This window comes from Pseudonocardia sulfidoxydans NBRC 16205 (genome assembly GCF_007989085.1).
Taxonomy (GTDB): Bacteria; Actinomycetota; Actinomycetes; order Mycobacteriales; family Pseudonocardiaceae; genus Pseudonocardia; species Pseudonocardia sulfidoxydans.
Map to the genome: position 1 here is coordinate 66,330 of NZ_BJVJ01000008.1, position 14,906 is coordinate 81,235.

Consider the following 14,906-nt stretch of genomic DNA (forward strand, 5'->3'; position numbering starts at 1 on the left):
GAGTCTACGAATCCCCGAGGATCTCGACGTAGCCGTTCGTCCCGTCGACGCGGATGCGCTGCCCGTCGCGGATCAGCCCGGTGGCGTCCTGCACCCCGACGACGGCGGGCAGCCCGTACTCGCGGGCCACGACGGCGCCGTGCGTCATCAGGCCGCCCACCTCGGTCACGAGCCCCGCGATCGTCACGAACAGCGGTGACCAGCTCGGGTCGGTGTAGGCGGTGACGAGGATGTCACCGGCGTCGAGGTCGGCGTCGGCCATGTCGAGCACCACGCGGGCGCGGCCCTCCACGGTCCCGGCGGACACGGCGAGTCCCGGGAGGGCGCCCGTGGGCAGGTCCTCGCGCCGGTACGCCCCGGCGACGGCCTCGCCGTCGGAGGTCAGCACCCGCGGCGGGGTGAGGGTCCGGAAGACGGCCTGGTCCTCGCGGCGCCGCCGGACGAGGTCGGCGTCGGCCCGGCCGGTGCGGACGACCTCGTGCAACTCCTGGAACCGCAGGTGGAACGCGTCCTCCCGGTCGGCGAGGACGCCGTCGCGGACGAGCCGGTCGGCCTCGGCGAGGATCGCCCGCTTGTAGACGAAGTAGCGGCACACCATGGCGAACTTCGGGTACTCGCGGTACCCGATGAACGTCCGCAGCCGGGCGATCATCCGTGTCGTCTCGGCGGCCTTCTGCCCGCCGTCGGGCAGGGCGCGCAGCCGGTCGAGGAGGTCGCGCTCCGCCTGCGCGGCACCGCGTTCCCCCTGCTCGAAGAGTCGCCGGCCGGCGCCGGGCTCGAAGTTGTCGACGTTGCCCAGCAGCACGGGGACGAGCAGCGCGGGCTGCTCGCTCCAGCGTGGGCGGCTGATGTCGATCTCGCCGACGCAGCGCATGCCGTACGCGTCGAGATAGGCGCGGATCGCGTCGTGGACCTGCTGCCCGCCCGCGACGGACCGGAGCCCCTCGAGGACGTCGTCACCGGCGTCACGCAGGTACGCGACGACCGCCGGATGCGGGCGGACCGCGTCGGCGACGTCGAGGAGCGCGAGCCCCATCTCCGAGGTGACGTTGTGCGGGACGGACCGGGTCAGCGCGTCGGCCGCGTTCTCCTCGCCCAGCCACTCACGCATCCGGTCGTTGATCCACCGGGCGGCGTCCATGGCCGTCATGAAGACCTGGTGACTGCGGCGGTCGAACAGCAGCCGCCGCAGCTCACCGAAGTCGTCGAGGACGAAGTCGAACAGGTCGGCGCCGTGGTGGCGCCCGATCTCCGCGGCGACCGCGGCCAGTGAGGCGCGGCTCTCGGCGATCAGCTCCTCGACCAGCGCGGGGTCGGCGTCGATCGGGTCGAAGGCGCCGACCAGGGGCGGCCCTCCCGCACCTTGCGTCGGCGGCGGCAGGAAACCCTCGCGGTCGAGGACCGTCCGCAGCGCGTCGCCCATGAGCGGGTCGGACGTCGTCATCGTGTCGAGGAGCCAGTCGCGGGTGGACCGCACCCCGAGGTGCCCGGTGACGTCGACGAACAGCCGTCCGCCCGCCTCAGCCATCGGCCGCGGGGTGGTCAGCTGCCACACCGACAGACCCAGGGGCGTCATCGCGTCGGTCATCATCTGCTGGTGTCCGACCGACACGTAGACGTGGTTGGCGTCGTCGGTGACGGGTGGGATCGGGAACAGCGTGGTGATCGGCCGGCTCTGGACGATCCGGATGTCACCGTCGGCGAGGCACCACTCGATGTCCTGCGGGCGGTCGAAGTGCGCCTCGATCCGACGTCCGAGCCGCGCGAGCTGCAGCACCTGGGCGTCGGTCAGCGTGGGCTCGTCCTGGTGCCCGGGCTCGACCTCGTGCTGCCGGGTGCCGCCGTCCGGGGCCGCGACGAGGACGATCTTCTTCGCCGCGATCGCACTGCCGACGACCTCGTCGTCACGCACCGTCCACACGTCGGTGTCGACCAGCCCCGACACCAGCGCCTCGCCGAGCCCGGGGACGGCCTCGACGCTCACCACGGTCCGGTCGGACGTCACCGGGTCGGCCGTGAACACGACCCCGGACGCCTGCGGGAACACCATCTGCTGGACGACGACGGCCATCCGCACGCGGCGGTGGTCGATGCCGTTGCGCAGCCGGTAGGTCACGGCCCGCTCGGTGAACAGCGACGCCCAGCAGGACCTGATGTGCCGCAGCACCTCCTCGGGGCCGACGACGTTGAGGTAGGTGTCCTGCTGGCCCGCGAACGACGCCGTCGGCAGGTCCTCGGCCGTCGCGCTGGACCGGACCGCGACGGGCGTCGACTCACCGAGCCGGGCCAGTGGCCGGGTCAGCGCCACGGCCACGTCGTCGGGGATCGGCTGGGCCTCGATGCCCGCGCGGACCTGCGCCGAGAGGGCCGCGATCGTGTCCCGGTCGGCCGGGTCCAGGTCCGCGAGCCGGTCCAGCAGGGCGTCGAGCGCGGGCGCGCCGGCCAGCACCCGGGCGAAGGCGTGCGTCGTGACGGCGTAGCCGGGCGGCACGTCGACACCCTCGACCCGCGACAGCTCCCCCAGGTTCGCGGCCTTGCCGCCGACGACCGCCCCTCCGGTCGCGTCGATCTCCTCGAAGGCCAGCACGTACGTGTCGTGCGCAGAATCCATGGTGCTGCGTTCCCCCGCCATGACGTCGATTGCGGCCGAGCCCTTTCGAGGCGCAGAGTCTGCGCCTCCGACCGGGTCTTGCCGCAAGACCCCCCGGGCGCTATACGTTGGAGCAGAGGGAGAACGGGTCTCGACCGGTGACCACACCCGGTCCGCACTGTGCGGATGACACCTACCGGACGCAGCGGCTGCGCGCCCTGCTCGGGTACGCGAAGGCGCGGTCACCCTTCCACCCCGCGCGGCTGTCCGATGTGGGCCCGGCCACCGCGACGGTCGACGACCTCGCCGCCGCTTCGTCGCGCCGGCGCGATGACGGTCCGGTTCCCGGGGCCGCGGACCTCGCCGACCGGCGAACCCCGACCGCTCGGCGCACAGTCCCTCTTTTGAATTGAACCAGTCAGGTCTTCGTGCTGAAATCTGTGCCGTGCAGAGCCGCGCGCAGATCGAGCAGTCACTCCGCGAGGCCGCGCTGCGCGTCACCGGACCGCGCAGGGCGGTGCTGGCGGCCGTGCTCGACCATCCGCACGCCGACACCGACACCCTGATCGCGGCCACCCGGGAACGACTCGGCTCGGTGTCGCACCAGGCGGTGTACGACGTGCTGCGCGTGCTCACCGACGCCGGGCTGATCCGCCGTTTCCAACCGGCGGGTTCGGTCGCCCGGTACGAGGCGCGGGTCGGCGACAACCATCACCATCTCGTGTGCCGCTCCTGCGGTGCGGTGAACGACGTCGACTGCGCCACGGGTGCCGCGCCCTGCCTGACCGCCTCCGACACCGCCGGTTTCCAGATCGACGAGGCCGAGGTCGTGTATTGGGGCGTCTGCCCCGCCTGCCAGGCACTGTCCGCCGCTGGTGCCTGACCGTTCCACCGTCCGCGACACGCCGGCCGGTCCCCCTGGACCGGCATCCACCCAGGAAGGACTGACGTGCCCCCCGAGAGCGACAACACCACCGCGAGCCGCAGCGAGAGCGAGAACCCGGCACTCGCCGCTCCGACGCCCCACACCGATCACCGGCCGCGCTCCAACCGCGACTGGTGGCCCAACCAGGTCGACCTGAGCGTCCTCACCCGGACCTCCCCGGCGTCCGACCCGCTGGGCGACGACTTCGACTACAAGAAGGCCGTCTCGCAGCTCGACTTCGACGCCGTGAAGGCCGACATCGTGTCGGTCATGCGCACGTCGCAGGACTGGTGGCCGGCCGACTGGGGCCACTACGGCCCGCTGTTCATCCGCATGTCCTGGCACGCCGCCGGCACCTACCGTCAGCACGACGGCCGCGGCGGCGCCGGTGAGGGCGCGCAGCGCTTCGCGCCGCTCAACAGCTGGCCCGACAACGGCAACCTCGACAAGGCCCGCCGCCTGCTCCTGCCGGTCAAGCAGAAGTACGGCCGCAGCCTGTCCTGGGCCGACCTGCTGGTCCTCGCCGGCAACGTCGCCCACGAGGACATGGGCTTCGAGACGTTCGGCTTCGCCTTCGGCCGCCCGGACGTGTGGCAGCCCGACGAGGTCTTCTGGGGCCCGGAGGACACCTGGCTCGGCGACGAGCGCTACAGCGGCGATGCCCCGCTCGAGCTCGAGGGCGCCCTCGGCGCCGTCACCATGGGCCTCATCTACGTCAACCCGGAGGGCCCGCGCGGCTCGGCCGACGCGGTCGCGTCGGCTCACGACATCCGCGTGACGTTCTCCCGGATGGCGATGAACGACGAGGAGACCATCGCGCTCGTCGCCGGTGGCCACACCTTCGGCAAGGCGCACGGCGCCGGTGACCCGGACCTCGTCGGGGCCCCGCCGGAGGGCTGCCCGGTTCACTCCGGCGGCCTCGGCTGGCGCAACCAGAACGGCACCGGCAAGGGCGCCGACACCGTCACCAGTGGCCTCGAGGGTGCCTGGACCCCGACGCCCACCCAGTGGGACAACAGCTACTGGGACACGCTGCTCGGCTACGACTGGGAGCTCACCACGAGCCCCGCGGGTGCCAAGCAGTGGAAGCCCGTCCAGCCCGAGGGCCAGGAGCTCGTGCCCGACGCGCACATCCCGGGCAAGAAGAACCCGCCCATGATGACGACGGCCGACATGGCGCTGCGGGTCGACCCGGAGTTCCGCAAGATCGCCGAGCGGTTCCGCGCCAACCCCGACCAGTTCGAGGACGCCTACCGGCGCGCCTGGTTCAAGCTGCTGCACCGCGACATGGGCCCGGTCTCGCGCTACGTCGGCCCGTGGGTGCCCGAGGAGGTCCAGCTCTGGCAGGACCCGATCCCCGCCGCCGAGCACGCGCCGCTGTCGGACGCCGACGCCGCCGAGCTCAAGAAGCAGATCCTCGCGTCGGGCCTCACGGTCGGGCAGCTGGTCAACGTCGCCTGGTCGTCCGCCTCGACGTTCCGCACCACCGACAAGCGCGGTGGCGCCAACGGTGCCCGGCTGCGGCTGGAGCCGCAGGCGAGCTGGGCGGTCAACGCCGGCACCGCCGACGTCATCGCGAAGCTCGACGAGGTGCGCAGCGCGTTCGGCAAGCCCGTCTCGCTGGCCGACACGATCGTCCTGGCCGGCTCGGCCGCCGTCGAGAAGGCCGCGGCCGACGCGGGCGTGACCGTGTCCGTGCCGTTCAGCGGGGGCCGCACCGACGCCTCGCAGGACCAGACCGACACCGACACGTTCCAGTACCTGGAGCCGCGTGCCGACGGTTTCCGCAACTGGATCGCCCCCGACGTGAAGCTCACCCCGGAGACGCTGCTCGTCGACCGCGCCTACATGCTGGAGCTGTCGGCCAAGGAGCTGACGGTCCTGGTCGGCGGCCTGCGGGTGCTCGACGCCAACACCGGCGGCGCGCAGCACGGTGTCTTCACCGACACGCCGGGCGTCCTGTCGCAGGACTTCTTCCGCAACCTGCTCGACCTCGGTGTCGAGTGGAGCACGTCGAAGGACGAGGCGGGCGTCTACGAGGGTCGGGACGCGAACGGCAAGGTCGTGCGCACCGCGACCGCCGCCGACCTCGTGTTCGGCTCGAACTCGATCCTGCGCGGCATCGCGGAGGTCTACTCCGCCGACGACGCGAAGGAGAAGTTCGTCCAGGACTTCGTCGCGGCCTGGACCAAGGTCATGGACCTGGACCGGTTCGACCTGCGGTGATCCTGCAGGCCTGACCGACACCGGACCCCCGGGCGCCACGTCGCCCGGGGGTCCGTCATGTGTCGGGCTGCGCGGGGTCGCCGCGCCCGGGCAGGCTGACCGTCGCCGCCACCGGAAGGTGGTCGGACCCGGTGGCCGGCAGCACCCACGCCCGGTCCGGGGTGAGGCCGTGGACCAGGATCTGGTCCGACCGCACCACCGGGAACGACGCCGGCCAGCTGAACCCGAAGCCGGCCCCGGCCGCCTCCTGCACGGGTTGCAGCCGGTCGGTCAGCCCGGCGAACGCGCGGTCGTCCATCGTGCCGTTGAGGTCGCCGAGCAGGACCACACGGTCGGCGCGGTCCGCGGCGAGTGCGCGGTCGAGCGCCGCGATGCCGGCGTCACGGCTCTGGGTCCAGAACCCGTTGCGCGGGAACACCCGCACCGACCCGAGGTGCGCGACGTACACCACCAGTGGGCCCTCGCCCGTCGCCACGGTGGCCCGCAGCGCCCGCGTCGTGTCCAGCGCGACGTCGACGGGCCGCGTGTCCGACAGCGGCAGCCTGCTCCACAGCCCGACGGTGCCCATGACGACGTGGAACGGGTAGGTGTCCGCGAGGGCGTCCTCGTAGGTGCCGCGGGCGGACCCCGTCAGCTCCTGCAGCGCCACCACGTCCGCGCCCGAGACGGCCAGGCCGCGGGCGGTGCCGGCCGGGTCGGGGTTCGCGGCACCGACGTTGTGGCTCACGAACGTGAGGTCGCCGGCGGGACCGGACTTGTCGACGACCGTGCCCCCGAACATGCCCAGCCACACGACGACGGGCAGCACCGCCGCGACCGCCGCCACGGCGGACCGGCGCAGCAGCGCACCGGCGAGCAGCAGCGGGACGAACAGGCCCAGCCACGGCAGGAACGTCTCCACCAGGCTGCCGACGTTCCCGACGGTGTTCGGGATCAGCCTGTGCAGCAACAGGACCAGCCCGAGGAGCACGGCCGCCGCGGCGAGGATCCGCCCGCGCCGCCCCGTCCCCGCGACAGCACGTACCGGCTGTGCGCGTTCCTCGACGGTCACTGCTGCATCCTCGGGTCCTGCGTCGGGTCGGCGTACATGCGGGGGCAGCCGGCGTCGACCGCCTCGGGGCGCAGCTCGAGGTGCCAGGGCTCGTTGCGGTAGATGCGGCACAGCCCGTACCCGGCACCGTGCCGCGCCAGCCAGGCCGCGGCGGCGGCCGGCCCGATGTCGACGGCCTGGCCCGACACGTGCAGCGACGTGTCGGGCGTCGCGACCCAGCGGGCCGCCTCGTCCTCCGAGCCGTACTCGACGACCGCGTCGTGCAGCATCCGGTCCTGGTATGCGCGCGACCGCCATCCGCTGTTCACGACGAACTCGACGCCGTCGCCCGCGGCGTCCCGTGCAGCGCCACGCAGGGCCGCGAGCAGCCCGGGGTCGAGGTTCGTGACGGCGGGGACGTCGTCGAACACCGTGACCCCGTCGCCGACGACGCCGTCGGCGGCGCCCACGACACGCTGGGCCCGCGACGGCGACGTGGGCGCGAACGCCGCGAGCGCCGCAGCGACGGCCGTCGCGGTGAGCAGGAGCAGCCAGACGAGCGGCGACACGCGCCGGCGCCGTCTGGGAACAGGGGTTCGGATCATGACGCCAGTCGACGCGACACGACGTTGCCTGCCCGTATCCGCTTTCCGATATCCCGCCGATACGCACGTCCTCCTAGCCTCGGGCACATGCGTGTGCTGATCCTGGAGGACGAGCCCTTCCTGGCGGAGGCCGTCCGCGACGGCCTGCGCCTCGAGGCGATCGCCGCCGACATCGCCGCCGACGGCGACACCGCGCTGGCGCAGCTGAGCGTCAACACCTACGACATCGCCGTCCTCGACCGCGACGTCCCCGGCCCGTCCGGCGACGAGATCGCGCGGCGCATCGTCGCCTCCGGCAGCGGCATGCCGATCCTGATGCTCACCGCCGCCGACCGGCTCGACGACAAGGCCTCGGGCTTCGAGCTCGGCGCCGACGACTACCTGACGAAGCCGTTCGCGATGCGTGAGCTCGTGCTGCGGCTGCGCGCGCTCGACCGGCGCCGATCCCACCACCGCCCGCCCGTGCGGGAGATCGCCGGCCTGCGCGTCGACCCGTTCCGCCGCGAGGTCTTCCGCGACGGCCGCTACGTCGCGCTCACCCGCAAGCAGTTCGCCGTGCTGGAGGTTCTGGTCGCCGCCGAGTGCGGCGTCGTCAGCGCCGAGGAGCTGCTGGAACGGGCGTGGGACGAGAACGCCGACCCGTTCACCAACGCCGTCCGGATCACCGTCTCGGCACTGCGGAAACGGCTCGGCGAGCCCGGGATCATCACGACGGTGCCCGGCGTGGGGTACCGCATCGAGGCCGGGGCGCCGTCGTGACCAGGGAGCCGGGGACGAGCGTCCGCGCCCGGCTGGCGCTGAGCTACGCCGCCTTCCTGATGCTCGCGTGTGTGCTGCTGCTCGGGGCGGTGTGGGCGTTCCTGCTGCGCAACGTGCCGCTGCGCTACCTCGTGCCGCACCCCGCGGACCTGCCGCGCATCGTCGACCCCGGCAGCTACGGCCCGGCCGTGTTCGCGATCGCCGTCGCCACGATCCTGGTGTTCCTGCTGGTGTTCGGGCTCGGCGGGGGCTGGTTGCTCGCCGGCCGGATGCTCGCCCCGCTGCGGCGCATCACCGGCGCCACCCGCGCGGCCGCGGCCGGCTCGCTCTCGCACCGCATCGCGCTGGAAGGGCCGGGCGACGAGTTCCGCGAGCTCGCCGACGCCTTCGACACCATGCTGGGCCGGCTGGAGGCCCACGTCGAGGAGCAGCGCCGGTTCGCCGCCAACGCCTCCCACGAGCTGCGCACCCCGCTCGCGACGACGCAGGCGCTGCTCGACGTGGCCCGCGCCGACCCCGGCCACGACACCGCCGAGCTGCTGGGACGGCTGTACGCCGTCAACAGCCGGGCGATCGCGTTGACCGAGGCGCTGCTGCTGCTGGGCCGGGCCGACCAGCGGTCCGTCGCCCGCGAGCACGTCGACCTGTCGCTGCTGGCCGAGGACGCCGTCGAGACGTTGCTGCCGCCGGCCGAGGCGCGCGGTGTGACGGTCGAGTCCGTCGCCGACCCGGCGCGGGTCGTCGGTTCGCACGCGCTCCTGCTGCAGCTGACGACGAACCTGGTGCACAACGCGATCGTCCACAACCTGCCCGGGGGCGGGGCCGTCCGGATCGCGACCGGCACCCGGGCCGCGTCGGTGGTGCTGACGGTCGAGAACACCGGCACACCGCTCGACCCGCGGCTGGTGTCCACCCTGGCCGAGCCGTTCCGGCGGGGCGCCGAGCGCACCCGCACCGACCACCCGGGTGTCGGCCTGGGGCTGGCGATCGTCCGCAGCATCGCCCGCGCCCACGACGGCACCCTGACGCTGACGCCGCGCCGGGGCGGTGGCCTGTGCGCGACGGTGGAGCTGCCGCCGGACCGGAGCGCGTCGACGACCGTGCCGGTGCGCGCCGAGGCGTAGCCGGTCCGCCGAGTACGTCCGGCCCCCGGGCCCACCCGTCGGCCGACGGGGCCGGGTCAGCCGACGTCCGGCCCGATCCGCGCCAGCCCGAGGATGCGGGCGGCGGGCGTCCCGGGCCGGGCGCCGAACCCGAGCCGGATCGACCGTGCGGCGGCCTGCCGCACCAGGTCCACGATCATGCCGACGCCGGCGCTGGCCAGGTAGCCGACACCGTCGAGGTCGAGGTGCACCTCCTCGCCCGGGCCCACGGTGTGGAGCAGCGCGAGCAGGTCGGGACGCAGGTCGTCGACGGACGCGAGGTCGATCTCGCCGCTGATCTCGACGCGCGTCCGGCCCTGCTCGCGCACCACCTGCAGGCCCGGCGCGGCCGGAGCGGGACCGGGGTGCACCGGGGTGTCGTCGGCCGTCCCCTCGGGGACGATCACGAACTCGACGACGGTCCCGTCGGCCCCGTGGCGGATGTCGACGTCCCGGCCGAGGGAACGGATGAGGTCGAGACCCCGGCCGCGGTTCCCCTTGTCGACGGGCGCCGGCCGCCAGGTGCCGTGGTCGGCGACGACGACGTGCACCGCGCCGGCGGTGCCCGCCGCGACCCGGACGTCGACGGTGCCGGGGGCGTCCGGCGGGTAGGCGTGGTCGACGGCGTTGGCCGCGGCCTCGCCGAGCGCGAGCTGGAGGTCGTCGACGAGCAGCGGGTCCAGCGCCGCGAGCCGCGCCCACGCCGCGATCCGCCGGCGCAGCCCCCGCAGCTCGCCCGCGTCCGCGGGCACCTGCAGGTCGAGCGGGCCGGGAAGCAACCGGACCGCGACGTCGGCGACGTCGTCGAGATGGACGTCCTGCTCGGCGAGCCGTTCGAGCAGGCCGTCGACGAGCTGTTCCGGCGGGGCGTCGGCCAGTTCGGCGGCCGCCGCGCGCAACCGCTCCAGGCCGTCGTCGATCAGCTCGCCGCGGCGTTCGACGAGACCGTCGGTGTAGAGCAGCAGGGTCGCGCCGGGCCGGACGACGGTCGTCCCCTCCGTGTAGGGCGGCCTGCCCGTCATGCCCAGCACGGTCCCGTGGCCGCCCTCGAGGAAACCGGCGTCGGTGGCGTCGACCAGCAGCGGCGGCAGGTGGCCCGCGCGCGCCCAGCACAGCGTCCGGGTGCCCCGGTCGAGGATCAGGCAGGCCGCAGTCGAGGCCACCGCGCCGGGGATCCAACCGACGTAGCCGTCGAGGGTCTCGAGCGCCTGGGCGGGCGTGCGGCCCTCGCGCAGCGCCCCGGAGAGCGCCACCCGCAGCTGGCCCATGACCGCGGCGGCCGCGGCGCCCTGCCCGACGACGTCGCCCACGGCGAGCGCGATCCCGTCGCCACCACCGGGGATGCCGACGGGGAACAGGTCGTACCAGTCACCACCGGCCTGGACGCCGGCGGCGCCGGGGCGGTAGCGGGCGGCGACGGCGAGCCCGTCGAGCGGGACGACCTCGCGCGGGAGCAGGCTGCGCTGCAGGACGGCGGCGATCTCGTGCTCGGCCTCGTGCAGCCGGGCCCGGTCGATGGCCTGGGCGCACTGGGCGGCCACCGTGAGCAGGGCGGTGCGGGCCTCGTCGGACAGCGGGGCGGCGGTGTCGGGGAACCGCAGCCCCAGCGCACCGAGCGTCGCCCCGGCGAGGACGAGCGGCACCGCGACCTCGTCGGGGAGATCGATCTGCCCGGCCCGCAACGTCCGGCCGCGCCAGGCCTGTTCCGAGCCCTCCCCCACCCACACCGGCCGGCCGGTCCGCGACGCGTGGGCCAGGGGATGCCCAGCGCGGAGCGGCACCCGCGCCACGTCCGCCGACCCGGACGTGGCGAGGACCTCCAGCAGCCCCTCCTGGACGAGCACGACGGCGGCCTCCTCGGCCCCGAGGTCGTCGGCGTGCTGCAGCATCACCTGCCCGACCTCGGCGGGGGTGACCGCCCGCGACAGGGCGGCGACCACGGCGGTGAACTTCTCCGCGGCCCGGCGGGCGTCGCTCTCGGCGGCCAGCAGCTCGGCCCGGCGCAGCGCCTCGGCGCCCTGCTCGGCCAATGCCATGACGGCGGTGCGCTCGACGTCGGTGAACACCCGCTCCTCGACGAACGCGATCGACACGACGCCGATGCAGCGGCCCGCGCTCAGCAGCGGCACCGACGACACCGACGCGTACCCGTAGTCGCTGCGGACGAGGTCGCGGATGCCCAGGTAGCGGGTGCGCCAGTCGTCGTCGGTCTCCACCCACATCGGCACGCCGGCGCGGACGGCCTCCGCCGTCGGGTCCTCGGAGTCGGTCGGCAGGGTGGTCCAGTCGCGCTCGACGCGCGGGTCCCAGCCGCGCAGCGCCAGCGCCTCCAGGACGCCGTCGGCGCGCAGCTCCCACACCCCGGCCGCGACGGCCCCGGTGAGCTGCTGGAACTGTTCCGTCGCGACCTCACCCACGCGCAGCGGCGTCGGCGCGGCCGACAGCGCCGCGGTGGCCTGCTGCAGCAGGGTGAGCCGTGCGGTCGTCGCCTGCTCGCTGGCGAACAGCTGGGCGTTGTCCAGCGCGACGGCGGCCCGTCCGCCGATCTCGACGAGCAGCGCGAGGTCGTCGTCGTCCTGCGGCGCGGCGGGCGCGGTCCGGCCCGCGACGAGCACCCCGGCGATGCGGCCGCGCGCCGCCAGCGGGACCAGCGCGACGCTGCGCACCCCGAGGGCGTCCCAGCGCTCCCGGTGCTCCGGCGACCCGTCGGCGAGGAACCCGGCGTCGCCCGGCGCGACCAGCCGCGGGGAGGCCGCGACGTCGAGCAGCCGGTGCGAGTCGGCGTCGATCAGGGCGAGGAGTTCCGCGTCCCGGGCTGCCACGGCCCGGTCGTCGGCGGTGACGACGAGCCCCGCGAGATCGGCCACGCCCTCGTCGACCAGGGCGCGCACGAGGACGTCCCGGCGCTCGTCGACCGTCGACAGCGCTTCCATCGCCGCCCCGACGTGGGCGACGAGCCGCTGCCGTTCCTCCTCGCGGACGCGGGCGTCGATGTCGAGGCACCCGCCCACGTAGCCGGTCCCGGCTCCCTGGACCGGGACGCCGCGGTCGAGCACCCAGCGGTACCGCCCGTCGGCACCGCGGAGCCGGTACTCGATCTCGAATCCGGCGCCGGCCTCGGCGGCCGCCGCACGCCGCGTGTCGTAGCGGTCGGCGTCGTCGGGGTGGACGAGTGTGCGCCACGCCCCGGGGTCCTCGGCGCCGGTGTAGTCCCGCCATGCCCGGTTGACGAAGGCGCGGTCGCCGTCCGGGCCGTCCGCCCAGATGAGCGCGGGCGTCGCGTCGGCCAGCATGCGTAACCGGTGCTCGGCCTCGGTCCTGGCCCGGCTCAGCCGCAGCGTGCCGTCGATGCGCGCGAGCAGCTCGGCGGCGGCGAACGGCTTGACCAGGTAGTCGTCGGCACCCGCGGCCATCCCCTCGACGGCCGCCTCCTCCCCGGCGCGGGCGGACAGCAGCAGCACCGGGACCCGGGCGGTCCGTCGGTCGGCCCGCAGCCGTGCGAGCAGCTCCAGGCCGTCGATGCCGGGCATCATCACGTCGGACACCACGATGTCGGGCGGGTCGGCGAGCGCGGAGGTGAGCGCGGCGCGGCCGTCGGGCACCACCTCGACGACGTGCCGGTCGGCCAGCAGCCGACGCAGGTAGTCGCGCATGTCGGCGTTGTCGTCGGCGACCAGTACCCGGGCGGCGCCGACGGGGGTCTCCGCCGAGGTGGGGGCGACGGTTCCGGGCAGCCAGCGCAGCGACTCCGTCACGAAGGGTTCGGCGAGCCGGGGGGCGGCCCCGAGCGTCGCGGGGGCGTCGTCGATCCGGTCGGCGGCCAGGTGGGAGGTGCCGAACGGCACCTCGACGACGAACGTCGTCCCGACCTCCGGGGTGCTCTCGGCGGAGATCGTCCCGCCGTGCAGGCCGACGAGCTCACGGACCATGGCCAGCCCGATGCCGCTGCCCTCGGTGGACCGCGACCGCACCCCGGTGACCCGGTGGAACCGTTCGAACAGCCGCGGGATCTCGGCCGCGGCGACGCCGACGCCGGTGTCGGCCACGGTCAGCCGGGCCACACCGCCGACCTCGCGCAGCTCGACCCGGACGTCGCCGTCGAAGGTGAACTTGAGGGCGTTGGACAGCAGGTTGAGGACGATCTTCTCCCAGCTGTCGCGGTCGACGTGCACGGGCGCGGGCAGCGGCGGGCAGTCGACGACGAAGCCGATGCCCGCGCTCTCGATCGCGGAGCGGAACGCCCCCGCGAGCTCGGCGGTCAGCTGCGCCAGGTCCACGGGCGCGAACCGGGCGTCGATGCGGCCCGCCTGCAGCCGGGAGTAGTCGAGGAGGCTGTTCACGAGCTTGCCGAGCCGCAACCCGTTGCGGTGCACGACGTCCAGCTCCGTCCGCAACCGCGCCGCGTCGACCGGCCCGGGGTCGGCGTCGCGGCGCAGCTCCTCGATCGGACCCATGATCAGCGTGAGCGGGGTGCGGAACTCGTGCGAGACGTTGGAGAAGAAGTCGGTCTTGGCCCGGTCCAGCTCGGCGAGCGCCTCCGCGCGGGTGCGCTCGGCCTCGTAGGCGCGGGCGTTGAGCAGGCCCGACGCGACCTGAGTGGTGAGGAGCTCGACGAACCCGCGGTAGCCCTCGTCGAGGGCTCGGTGGGGGTTCAGCCCGGCGACGACGAAGCCGGTGACCGTGTCCTCCTGCACCGGGCCGAGCGGCAGCACCATGGCCTGGTGGGGCGGCCGGCCCCATGCACCGACGGGCAGGTCCGGCAGGAGACGGGGCAGGTCGTCGACGACGACGGTGGCACCCGTGCGCACCTCCTGGCGGTTCCAGGGGTGGTCGGCGCCGACCTGCTCGGGTGTCCCGGCCGACCCCGGCTCGACACCCGCGGCGCAGGCCAGCCGTGCCGTGTCGCCGTCGGGGTCGGTCAGGTAGACCGCGGTGAACGGCAGGTCGCGGGTGGCGCCCGCGAGCTGGTCGCGGACGGCCGCGACGACCTCCCGCTCGGAACGCGCCCCGGTCAGCGCGGTCGACAGGTTGCGCAGCGTCGACATCCGCCGCTCGGACAGCACGCGGTCGGTGTTCTCGGTGACGACGCAGAGGAACCCGGCGGCGACGCCGTCCTCGTCGGCGAGGGGGCTGTAGGAGAAGGTGTGGTAGGTCTCCTCGGGGTAGCCGCTGCGTTCGAGGAGCAGCAGCAGGTTCTCGTCCCAGGTGGCCTCACCCGTCGCCAGCACGGACTCGATGCGGGGCCCGATGTCGTTCCAGATCTCCGCCCACACCTCGCGGGCGGGCCTGCCGAGTGCCCTCGGGTGCTTGGTGCGCAGGGTGTCGCGCCGGTAGGCGTCGTTGTAGAAGACGGTGAGCTCGGAGCCCCAGCCCATCCACATCGAGAAGCGAGACCCGAGCAGGATCCGCACGACGCTGCGCAGGGCGGGCGGCCAGGTCTCGGGGGTGCCGACGGCCGTCGCGGACCAGTCGAGGCCCGCCATGACCCTGCCGAGCTCTCCCCCGCGCGCGAACGGGCTGCCGGAGCCCTCTCGCACAACGGACATCGAACTCCCAATCATGGCCCGGGGAGACCTCGCCGAAGGGTAACGACGGGGAGCCGGGGCGGCCACGCGACGTGGGTCGGTAC

General features: G+C 74.2%; 8 protein-coding genes. 4 read left to right on the plus strand and 4 right to left on the minus strand.

The genetic code is table 11. From position 1 onward, the window contains the following. Positions 1 to 4 precede the first annotated feature (4 nt). Positions 5 to 2,611, minus strand: a complete 2,607-nt coding sequence (gene rph, locus PSU4_RS06560; protein WP_147103485.1) for a rifamycin-inactivating phosphotransferase — start codon at positions 2,609 to 2,611, stop codon at positions 5 to 7. A 424-nt stretch (positions 2,612 to 3,035) separates the two neighbouring features. Here rph and PSU4_RS06570 point away from each other — a divergent pair, with 424 nt between their 5' ends. After that, positions 3,036 to 3,473, plus strand: coding sequence for a Fur family transcriptional regulator (locus tag PSU4_RS06570; protein WP_147103491.1), 438 nt, complete (start codon positions 3,036 to 3,038; stop codon positions 3,471 to 3,473). A 66-nt stretch (positions 3,474 to 3,539) separates the two neighbouring features. After that, entirely contained in the window at positions 3,540 to 5,741 is a 2,202-nt protein-coding gene (gene katG / locus PSU4_RS06575; RefSeq protein ID WP_246114974.1) for a catalase/peroxidase HPI, read from the plus strand. 55 nt (positions 5,742 to 5,796) lie between these two features. Here katG and PSU4_RS06580 read toward each other — a convergent pair whose 3' ends face one another. Together PSU4_RS06580 and PSU4_RS06585 are read right to left on the minus strand one after the other, a co-directional pair. After that, a complete protein-coding gene (locus tag PSU4_RS06580; protein WP_222596187.1) occupies positions 5,797 to 6,792 on the minus strand; it encodes an endonuclease/exonuclease/phosphatase family protein in 996 nt (331 codons plus the stop codon). Then, positions 6,789 to 7,340, minus strand: coding sequence for a M15 family metallopeptidase (locus PSU4_RS06585; protein ID WP_246114975.1), 552 nt, complete (start codon positions 7,338 to 7,340; stop codon positions 6,789 to 6,791). The genes PSU4_RS06580 and PSU4_RS06585 overlap by 4 nt, the downstream gene beginning before the upstream one ends. A gap of 123 nt (positions 7,341 to 7,463) precedes the next feature. On the opposite strand from PSU4_RS06585, the gene PSU4_RS06590 reads away from it, so the two are divergent. Beyond that, positions 7,464 to 8,135 (plus strand): response regulator transcription factor, encoded by a 672-nt coding sequence (locus PSU4_RS06590; protein ID WP_147103500.1) that lies wholly within the window; start codon positions 7,464 to 7,466, stop codon positions 8,133 to 8,135. Further along, the gene (locus tag PSU4_RS06595) at positions 8,132 to 9,259 is read left to right on the plus strand and encodes a sensor histidine kinase (RefSeq protein ID WP_147103503.1); all 1,128 of its coding nucleotides are present in this window, start codon (positions 8,132 to 8,134) and stop codon (positions 9,257 to 9,259) included. Before PSU4_RS06590 ends, PSU4_RS06595 begins: the two co-directional genes overlap by 4 nt. Positions 9,260 to 9,315: 56 nt before the next feature. Here PSU4_RS06595 and PSU4_RS06600 read toward each other — a convergent pair whose 3' ends face one another. Then, complete coding sequence (locus PSU4_RS06600; RefSeq protein WP_186816777.1) at positions 9,316 to 14,823, minus strand: GAF domain-containing protein; 5,508 nt, start codon at positions 14,821 to 14,823, stop codon at positions 9,316 to 9,318. Positions 14,824 to 14,906 lie beyond the last annotated feature (83 nt).